The sequence below is a fragment of the Methanoculleus sp. MH98A genome, from assembly GCF_000691865.1.
Taxonomy (GTDB): Archaea; Halobacteriota; Methanomicrobia; order Methanomicrobiales; family Methanoculleaceae; genus Methanoculleus.
The window spans coordinates 1-7,505 of sequence record NZ_JMIO01000032.1 but is presented as its reverse complement, the minus strand read 5'-3'; the positions used below and the strand labels follow the sequence as shown (position 1 = coordinate 7,505).

Sequence of the window (7,505 nt, the reverse complement as noted above, 5' to 3'; positions counted from 1 at the left end):
AAGCACTCCTACGTTAATCATAGACAAAAATATCTGTAGTGTTGGTGGTATTAAAAGAGTTGGTTTCTTTATTCCATGGAGATTGCTTCCGACGGGCACTCGTCGACACAGGTTTCACAATCAACACAGAGGTCGACGTCGACTTTTGCCTTGCCGTCTTCCATGGTGATGGCGGAAGCCGGACAGACGTCCACACAGGTTTCACAGCCGGTACACTTCTCAATATCAACAACTGCTGCCAATTTGGTTCCTCCGAACGTACATAGTTTATGACCGTATCAAAAATAAATTTCGCTTTCCTTATCACAGCCCGAGGACATCCTGCATCCCGTAGATGCGCGGCTCCCTGCCGACGACCCAACGTGCGGCCCGGACGGCACCCTGGGCGAAGACCGCCCGGTCGTAGGCCCGGTGGGAGACCTCGATGCACTCGAAGTTCCCGGCAAAGAGGACGGAGTGATCGCCGACGATATCGCCGCCGCGGATGACGTGGACACCGATCTCGTCTTTCCGCTCGGTCTCGCCGACGCGGCCGTAGGCCTTCTCGCGGCTCCCGAGTTCCCGGTCCAGGATCTCGAGGATGGTCTTTGCCGTGCCGCTCGGGGCGTCCTTCTTGTAGCGGTGGTGGGCTTCGGTGACCTCGACATCGTAGTCGCCGAGCTCGCGTGCCGCTTCCCGCACGAGTTTCCAGAAGATGTTGACGCCGACGGAGAAGTTGCTCGATATCACCGCCGGGACGTTTCCTTCGACGGCGGCCGCGATCGTCTCCCGCTGCTCGGGGGAGAACCCCGTCGTCCCGACGATGAGCGCCACGCCGTTTCGGGCGGCTGCTTTGATATTCTCGACCGCAGCGCCCGCAACGGTGAAGTCGATCAGGACGTCGGGCTTCTTCTCGCTCAGGAACGCGTCGATCTTCGCCGCCGGGACGACCTCGGTCTTAAAAAGCGTTCCCTCCCGCACGTCGATGCCTCCGACCAGTTCCATGTCGGGGGCTTCATCGACGATCCGGCCGATGTTGGTTCCCATACGTCCCAGGGCACCGGATACGACTACCTTAACCATGATTTACCAGCACCTTTCTCAGTTGTTCCGTCTTTGCTTCGTCGAGCTCGTCGAGCGGCAGCCTGACCGGGCCCGCGGCCATCCCGAGGAGTTCCACCGCCTTCTTCACGGGGATGGGGTTTGTGTCAACAAACATCGCCCGCATGAGGGGAGCGAGTTCGTAGTGCAGAACCTGTGCGCGGGCAAGGTCGCCGGCCCGGAAGGCCTCGTACATCCCCGCCATCCGGCCGGGGTCGACGTTTGCCGCCACCGATATCACGCCCGCGCCCCCTACGGCGAGGACGGGGAGCGTCATTGCGTCGTCCCCGGAGATCACGCTGAACTCCTCGTCCCGCGTCTCCTCGATGATGCGGGAGATCTGGGTGATGTCGCCGCTTGCCTCCTTGATCCCGACGATGTTCGGGTGTCTCGCGAGCTCCGCCACCAGGTCGGGCTGGAGGTTCTGCCCCGTCCGGCCGGGGACGTTGTAGAGGACGACCGGGATATCGAGGTCGGCAAGTTTCGTGAAGTGCTTGATGAGCCCGGAGCGGTTCGGCTTGTTGTAGTAGGGGCTGATGATGAGCGCGCCGTCCGCACCCAGATTCTTCGCCGACCGCGTCAGGCGGACGGCCTCCTCGGTGTTGTTCGATCCTGTCCCTGCAAGCACCGGGACCCGTCCGTTGACGACCTCGACGGCCTTGCCGATCACCTGTTCGTGCTCCTCGAACGTGAGCGTCGCGGACTCGCCGGTCGACCCGCAGGGCACGATGCCGTGAACCCCGCGCTGCAGGAGTGATTCTATGTTGGACTGTAATCCTTCAATATCGAGACCCATTTGCGAGTCACGGTAAAAAGGGGTAATGATTGCCGGAAGGATTCCCTCAAACATAATGGAAGTTTACCGCTTCCTTGTATTTATCTTTCTTGAGATGTACCCGGCAACCCGGTTCCGGACAGTCTTGCTGTCGATCATGGCAACTTCGGCGACAGCGTGTTTATTCTCTTCAAAGTCTCCACTGAATCTGTCGCGGTGCTTGACGATGAGTTCTTCGCCGAGGTTCTTGATATATGACGGTTTTATTCCCATGTGGACCTACCCTTACAATTGTGCATACGTAATGCGATTTGACAGTTTAAGAATATTTTGTGCGACCGTGACCGGATCTTCCCCGAGAACCCGGATCATCGGCTCTTTCCCCACGGCCCCCCGGTCGTAGATGACGTCGGGCACGCCCTCCCTGCAGCAGGAGGCGACGCCCCAGTCCATCGTCTGCACGCCCGGCGGTTCTTTCTCCCGGTCGAACGAGCAGACCTCGAAGAGGAGGTTGTCGAGCTCCGGGAGGATTGCTTCCGCAAAGCGGATGTTCGCCGCGCTCCTGATCCGCGGGTCGAAACGCATGGCCGTAATGACGATCCGGGCCACGTGGTCGCTTGCCCCGAACGCGATCTCCCCGACGGGGTGAACCGCCTCGCCGAGCCTGACGATCCGGCCGGGGACTCCCGCCACGTCGTCTTTGCTCCGCGCGTCGGGCAGGGCGTAGACGATGTTCATCCCGACCTCCGGGATGAGCCGGAGGTCCATCCGCTCGACGAGCAGCGCTACGGCCTCTTCCACGCGATCGATCACCTTCCCGCGCTCTTGCATCATGCCCTTTATCCTCGAACCGGGTATCATATATGGGTTGCGCTCAGCCGAGACCGATATCGCCGCGGACTTCTTTAAGCCCCTCGATCGCGAGACGGTAGAACGTCTCGAGATCCATGAGCGGCTCGATCATCCGGATCCTCTCGCGCTCGCATCCGGCGGCAAACGACCTCTCTTTGAACTTCTTCTTCACCGTCCGGGGGGTGACCTCGTCGATCGCCCCGCCCTTCACCAGGGCGCAGGCGACGATCAGGCCCGAGACGCTGTCCGCCGCCTGGAGCGCAACCTCGACGGGGCGGACGTAATCCCCAAAGAGCATGTGGTTGTGGCGCCTGACGATATCCGCGATCTCTTCCGGGACTCCGTTCTCGATGAGAATCCGGTAACCCTCGACGCCGTGCCGCTCCATATCCCCGCCGACGATGTCGTAGTCGATGTCGTGCAGAAGGCCGATGACCTCCCACGTCAGAGCATCCTCGCCGAGATGCTCCGCGACCTTCCTCATGATAGCCGCCGTGGCATGGCTATGTGTGATGTGGGACGGCGACGTCACGTAGCGCCGGAGCAGGGCCGGTGCCTCGTCTCTCTCCATACGTGCGGGATTGTCGGTCGACCCGGATAAGCGTGTGGGTCGCCCCCGCCCTATGGATAGAGATATACCTGCACGTCCCCCACCTGTTTACATGAATCTACGGGTTCTTGAGGTGCTGGTCGCAGTCGGGTGCCTCGCACTGTTTATCGTGCTGCTGGTGACGCTGCCCAAACTTATGGGAGAGGCAATGCAGGGGCTTGCATACGTCGTCGCACTGATCATCTTTATCGCCGTGCTCAGTATCGCCGGCTACCTGATCGATAAAAAGGTCGCTTAATTCCGTTTTTTCTTTATATTTTTCTTGAGCCGGTAGTAACTCAGCGGATGGCTGACCCGCTCGCAGTCCCTGTCCCGGTTGGTGCAGAGCCCGAACGTGCGCATGGTGGCGCACGACGGCGGGGTATACTCGGTGCCGCCCCGGCCGGAGATGTGCTCCACCTGGTACATCGTCATGTCCGGGTCGAAGTCGGGAGCCCGCGCGAACACCTCCGCGATCTGCGCAACGTTCATCCCGATGGTATGGAGGAACGACGTGATGGCGAACCGGCCCATATGCGTCAGGTTCGTCCCCGCGGTGATCGCCTGGATGAGCGCACTGATGCAGGGCGGGAACGCTTCCTCCTTGATCTCGCCGAACTGTTCGAGGACCTGCTGCTGCCGCAGCGCGACGATCTCGCCCGTGACCGGCGCGAGGCGTTCGCAGATCCCCGCCGGAACACGGAGCGGCAGCTGGTCGGCGATGATCGCCCGGATCCGTTCCCGGATGAGTTCGTCGATCTCGCCTGCCTCGAGGTTCACGCCTCCCTGCCGGATCTCCCTGTTGACGAGCCGCCACCGCCTGTCGCGCAGGTGGGGGACCAGCTCGACATACCGGATGACCGGCATTGCAACCGCTCCGGTATCGATGCCGACGCTCCAGGCAACGAACCGCCGTATCTCCGGCTCGTCGGCCGCGAGGAAGAAGGATGCGCGTTCGGCCTCGTAGCGCGCAAGGCGGTCGACGAGCGACCGGTCATTGATGCAGGAGACGAGCATCCGGGCGATGGCGTAGCTCGCGATCTCGATCTCGGGCTTGAGGTTCTGCGTATTTTCGTCCCCGAACTCCTTTTTGAACGTGAGCGCGGCAACGACCCGTTCCTTCGCGCGCTCGAGCGCCGCAACGCCCGGGCTGCTTCCAAGGAACTCTTCGAGCGACTCCACGTGCCGGCGGGCCAGCTGCTGCGATTCTTTCAAAAAGGGATATTTGATGAGTTCTTTGCGATCGAGTACGATGCCCATCAATCGGCCTCGATCCGAGGAGCAAGGAGGTACTCGACGCGGCCGTTGCCGTCCGCAATGTCAAAGACAAACCGTACCGGGTGATCGATGCCGAGGAAGACTTCCACCTCGTCCGCGCGCGCCATGACACGGCCCATGTCTTTCAGGTAATCGATCGAGAAGAGGGAACGGGCCTGCACCGGGCTTAAGGCGACGAGTTCGTCCTCGCCGAGCGCGAGTTTGATCTGGTCCGTGTCGCCCTCCGCCTCCATGTAGAAGGTCATGGCATCGGGATCGATCCCGAGCGCGATCTTGTCGGAGATGACGGCGGCCGCTTTGATGGCGTTGTTCAGCGCGTCGCCCGGGACGACCGCCTTGCCGGGGAGGTCGATTCCCGGCGGGTTCGGATCTTTCCGGATGGTGTTGACGTCGAGAAGCGAGACGGAGTAGCGGTAGCCGCCGAAACTCAGTTCCAGTTTTCGTTCTTCGTCAAGCAGAGTCAGGGTCAGCGCGTCGCCCTTCCCCATCATCCCGATGATGTTCTTCATCTTTGCGATATCCAGGCCCAGTTCTCCCGCCGTCGCCGAGAAAGAGTTGAACGCCGTGCTCTGGAGCTCCAGGGAGACCATGGCCACGTTTGCGGTATCGACGGAGCGTGTCCTGATCTGGTCCTCGGCCGTGTGCAGTCGGCACTCCGTCACCAGTGCGGCGATCGCGTCGATGGATTCCCGAAATATTTCTGCGTCAATCGTTGCCTTTAACATTGTGACCCCTTATTAAACTCTCGTTGAAAGTATATAATCATCCTATTCATTATAGTGCTTTACGATCACAATCGGCGGTAGACCCACGACGCCGATCGCGGAAGCGGTCGCGGCAGACACGTACTCCGCAACCGTATCATTCATGTTTAACTGCATCGAATACTATACATAATCTTCTTGATTGTGCCGGCGGTGCAGGCAGCCATCCGTCGACCTCAGGTGGAGGGTAATCTCCCAATGGGTTCTCAATGGACTAAAGACAGCGTCTATCGAAAGGCGATGAAGGCGGGATACCGGGCACGTGCCGCCTACAAACTGCTGGAGATCCAGCAGCGAAACGGTATCATCAGGCCCGACGACAACGTCGTCGACCTCGGGGCGGCGCCGGGCAGCTGGCTGCAGGTGCTTCGCGACCTGACCGACGGCAAGGTCATCGGCGTGGATCTCAATCCCATCGCACCCATGGAAGGCGTCACCACCGTCATCGGGGACTTCACCGACCCTCTCGTCCAGGAGCGCATCCGCGAGGAGGCCGGCGGCGTCGTCAGTGTCGTGGTCTCCGACGCCTCGCCGAAACTCTCCGGCCAGAAGAGTTACGATCAGGCCCGTGCGATCGGGCTCGGCGAGGACGCACTGGCGTTTGCCTGCACGGTCCTGAAACCCGGCGGCAACATGGTGATAAAGTCGTTCCAGGGCGAGCTCTTCGGTGAACTGATTGCCGAAACGAGAAAGCATTTCTATTCTGTCCGGGGCTACAGGACGAAGGCGTCGCGGAAAGGGAGTGCAGAGACCTACATTATTGCAAAAAATTTCAAAGGAACATGCGATGGTGCTGAAAGACCCCTATAACCGAACCGTAACCAACCTCAGGATCAGCCTGACCTCCCGGTGCAACCTGCGGTGCATCTACTGCCACGCCGAGGGCGAGGTGAACCCGAAAGAACAGATGAGCGCCGGGGATATCGCCGAACTGATGCGGGTGGGCGTGCAGTTCGGCATCAGGAGTATCAAGTTCACCGGCGGAGAGCCTCTGCTCCGCCGCGACCTCGTCGATATCGTCCGCTCGGTGCCGCCGGGAGTGGAGTCGTCCCTGACGACGAACGGGACGCTGCTCGCCCAGAAGGCCGCGGAACTCAAAGAGGCCGGGCTTGCCCGGGTGAACGTCAGCCTCGACAGCCTCCGGCCCGAGCGCTACCGCGAGATCACGGGCAAAGACTGCCTCGCTGATGTCCTCGCGGGAATCGACGCGGCTATCGAGGTCGGGCTGACCCCGGTCAAGCTCAACATGGTGCTCCTCGACGGCATCAACGAGGACGAACTGGACGATTTCATGGCGTTCGTCCGGAACAAACGCGACCTCATCCTCCAGGTCATCGAGCTGATGGAGTTCAACGAGTGCAAGTTCCACGGGGACGTGGACAGCGTCGAGCAGGACTTGAACGACCGGGCGAAACGGGTCGTCACCCGCCGGATGCACCACCGCAAGAAGTACTGCCTCGACGGCGCCGAGGTCGAGGTGGTGCGCCCGCTCCACAACACGGAGTTCTGCGCATTCTGCAACCGCCTCCGCGTGACCTCGGACGGGAAACTCAAGCCCTGCCTTCTCCGGAGCGACAACCTGGTCGATATCCGGGGCAAGCACGGCAAGGAACTCGAGGACGCATTCCGCGAAGCCGTCGGCAGGAGAAAGCCGTTCTTTATGTGAACGACGCGTGCCCCTTTGGGGCAGGCGGAGTTTGAGAAAATTGCGCAGCAATTTTCGATGACGATGTTCAGCCCTGCGGGCTGAACGGAGCTTGAGAAAACGCGAAGCGTTTTCGAAGGCGACGCGTGCCCCGTAAGGGTGCGACGCGTGCCCCGTAAGGGTGCGACGCGTGCCCTGAAGAGGCAACCAAAGCCCGTCCGCGCCCCGTATCACCGCCATTGTTGTGCGGAAGGAATACTTTTTGTAACTCTCTCCCCAATAGGAGAGAATATGCTAGAAGAGAACGTGTATGTCCGCGTCATGCAGAAACTGTATGGTAAATCGCTGATCCTGGAGAGCCCGGATGAGTTTCACCCGGTCCTGCGCTTTTACTTCACCGATGCTATCGCTCACATCGACTATACCATCGGCATTCTCGCTTACAACCTCATGTCGCCCAAGAACATCATGAGCATGGAGTATATGCGGTGGCGCCTGGACGAGGAGAAGGTCGGCGACCGC

Annotated in this window: 11 protein-coding genes and 1 pseudogene; 4 read left to right on the top strand and 8 right to left on the bottom strand. The window is 60.5% G+C overall.

Translation table 11 applies throughout. The annotated features are described in order from the left end of the window. Positions 1-68 precede the first annotated feature (68 nt). From EI28_RS13410 to EI28_RS05635, 6 genes are all read right to left on the bottom strand, one after another. The gene (locus EI28_RS13410; protein ID WP_011844296.1) at positions 69-242 is read right to left on the bottom strand and encodes a 4Fe-4S binding protein; all 174 of its coding nucleotides are present in this window, start codon (positions 240-242) and stop codon (positions 69-71) included. A gap of 61 nt (positions 243-303) precedes the next feature. After that, the gene (gene dapB / locus EI28_RS05655) at positions 304-1,062 is read right to left on the bottom strand and encodes a 4-hydroxy-tetrahydrodipicolinate reductase (protein WP_048113383.1); all 759 of its coding nucleotides are present in this window, start codon (positions 1,060-1,062) and stop codon (positions 304-306) included. After that, positions 1,055-1,930: a 4-hydroxy-tetrahydrodipicolinate synthase gene (dapA, locus tag EI28_RS05650; protein ID WP_048113381.1), complete on the bottom strand. Its 876-nt coding sequence runs from the start codon at positions 1,928-1,930 to the stop codon at positions 1,055-1,057. The genes dapB and dapA overlap by 8 nt, the downstream gene beginning before the upstream one ends. Before the next feature lie 9 nt (positions 1,931-1,939). Then, positions 1,940-2,128: a 30S ribosomal protein S17e gene (locus EI28_RS05645; protein ID WP_048113378.1), complete on the bottom strand. Its 189-nt coding sequence runs from the start codon at positions 2,126-2,128 to the stop codon at positions 1,940-1,942. 12 nt (positions 2,129-2,140) lie between these two features. Next, positions 2,141-2,689, bottom strand: a complete 549-nt coding sequence (locus tag EI28_RS05640; RefSeq protein WP_048113376.1) for a thiamine-phosphate synthase family protein — start codon at positions 2,687-2,689, stop codon at positions 2,141-2,143. A gap of 40 nt (positions 2,690-2,729) precedes the next feature. Next, positions 2,730-3,278, bottom strand: a complete 549-nt coding sequence (locus EI28_RS05635; RefSeq protein ID WP_048113374.1) for an HD domain-containing protein — start codon at positions 3,276-3,278, stop codon at positions 2,730-2,732. A 91-nt stretch (positions 3,279-3,369) separates the two neighbouring features. Between EI28_RS05635 and EI28_RS05630 the strand changes: the two genes are divergently transcribed. Beyond that, complete coding sequence (locus EI28_RS05630) at positions 3,370-3,555, top strand: hypothetical protein (RefSeq protein WP_231476608.1); 186 nt, start codon at positions 3,370-3,372, stop codon at positions 3,553-3,555. On the opposite strand, the gene priL is transcribed toward EI28_RS05630, so the two are convergent. Together priL and EI28_RS05620 are read right to left on the bottom strand one after the other, a co-directional pair. Then, the gene (gene priL, locus EI28_RS05625) at positions 3,552-4,556 is read right to left on the bottom strand and encodes a DNA primase regulatory subunit PriL (protein ID WP_048113370.1); all 1,005 of its coding nucleotides are present in this window, start codon (positions 4,554-4,556) and stop codon (positions 3,552-3,554) included. The genes EI28_RS05630 and priL overlap by 4 nt on opposite strands. After that, positions 4,556-5,299 carry a DNA polymerase sliding clamp gene (locus EI28_RS05620; protein WP_048113368.1) on the bottom strand — a complete coding sequence of 248 codons (744 nt, stop codon included), beginning with the start codon at positions 5,297-5,299 and terminating at the stop codon, positions 4,556-4,558. Before EI28_RS05620 ends, priL begins: the two co-directional genes overlap by 1 nt. A 237-nt stretch (positions 5,300-5,536) precedes the next feature. Here EI28_RS05620 and EI28_RS05615 point away from each other — a divergent pair, with 237 nt between their 5' ends. The 3 genes and pseudogenes from EI28_RS05615 to EI28_RS05605 form a co-directional block, all read left to right on the top strand. Next, positions 5,537-6,148: an RlmE family RNA methyltransferase gene (locus EI28_RS05615; RefSeq protein ID WP_048113366.1), complete on the top strand. Its 612-nt coding sequence runs from the start codon at positions 5,537-5,539 to the stop codon at positions 6,146-6,148. Then, positions 6,126-7,004: a GTP 3',8-cyclase MoaA gene (gene moaA / locus EI28_RS05610; RefSeq protein ID WP_048113364.1), complete on the top strand. Its 879-nt coding sequence runs from the start codon at positions 6,126-6,128 to the stop codon at positions 7,002-7,004. Before EI28_RS05615 ends, moaA begins: the two co-directional genes overlap by 23 nt. Positions 7,005-7,274: 270 nt before the next feature. Beyond that, positions 7,275-7,505, top strand: a pseudogene (locus tag EI28_RS05605) (hypothetical protein); the annotation flags it as partial.

Bases quoted from the DNA above. Each gene is read 5' to 3' on its own strand.
- dapB (WP_048113383.1), bottom strand. From the start codon at position 1,062: ATGGTTAAGGTAGTCGTATCCGGTGCCCTGGGACGTATGGGAACCAAC.
- priL (WP_048113370.1), bottom strand. From the start codon at position 4,556: ATGGGCATCGTACTCGATCGCAAAGAACTCATCAAATATCCCTTTTTG.
- EI28_RS05640 (WP_048113376.1), bottom strand. From the start codon at position 2,689: ATGATGCAAGAGCGCGGGAAGGTGATCGATCGCGTGGAAGAGGCCGTA.
- EI28_RS05620 (WP_048113368.1), bottom strand. From the start codon at position 5,299: ATGTTAAAGGCAACGATTGACGCAGAAATATTTCGGGAATCCATCGAC.
- dapA (WP_048113381.1), bottom strand. From the start codon at position 1,930: ATGTTTGAGGGAATCCTTCCGGCAATCATTACCCCTTTTTACCGTGAC.
- EI28_RS05635 (WP_048113374.1), bottom strand. From the start codon at position 3,278: ATGGAGAGAGACGAGGCACCGGCCCTGCTCCGGCGCTACGTGACGTCG.
- EI28_RS05615 (WP_048113366.1), top strand. From the start codon at position 5,537: ATGGGTTCTCAATGGACTAAAGACAGCGTCTATCGAAAGGCGATGAAG.
- EI28_RS05630 (WP_231476608.1), top strand. From the start codon at position 3,370: ATGAATCTACGGGTTCTTGAGGTGCTGGTCGCAGTCGGGTGCCTCGCA.
- EI28_RS05645 (WP_048113378.1), bottom strand. From the start codon at position 2,128: ATGGGAATAAAACCGTCATATATCAAGAACCTCGGCGAAGAACTCATC.
- moaA (WP_048113364.1), top strand. From the start codon at position 6,126: ATGGTGCTGAAAGACCCCTATAACCGAACCGTAACCAACCTCAGGATC.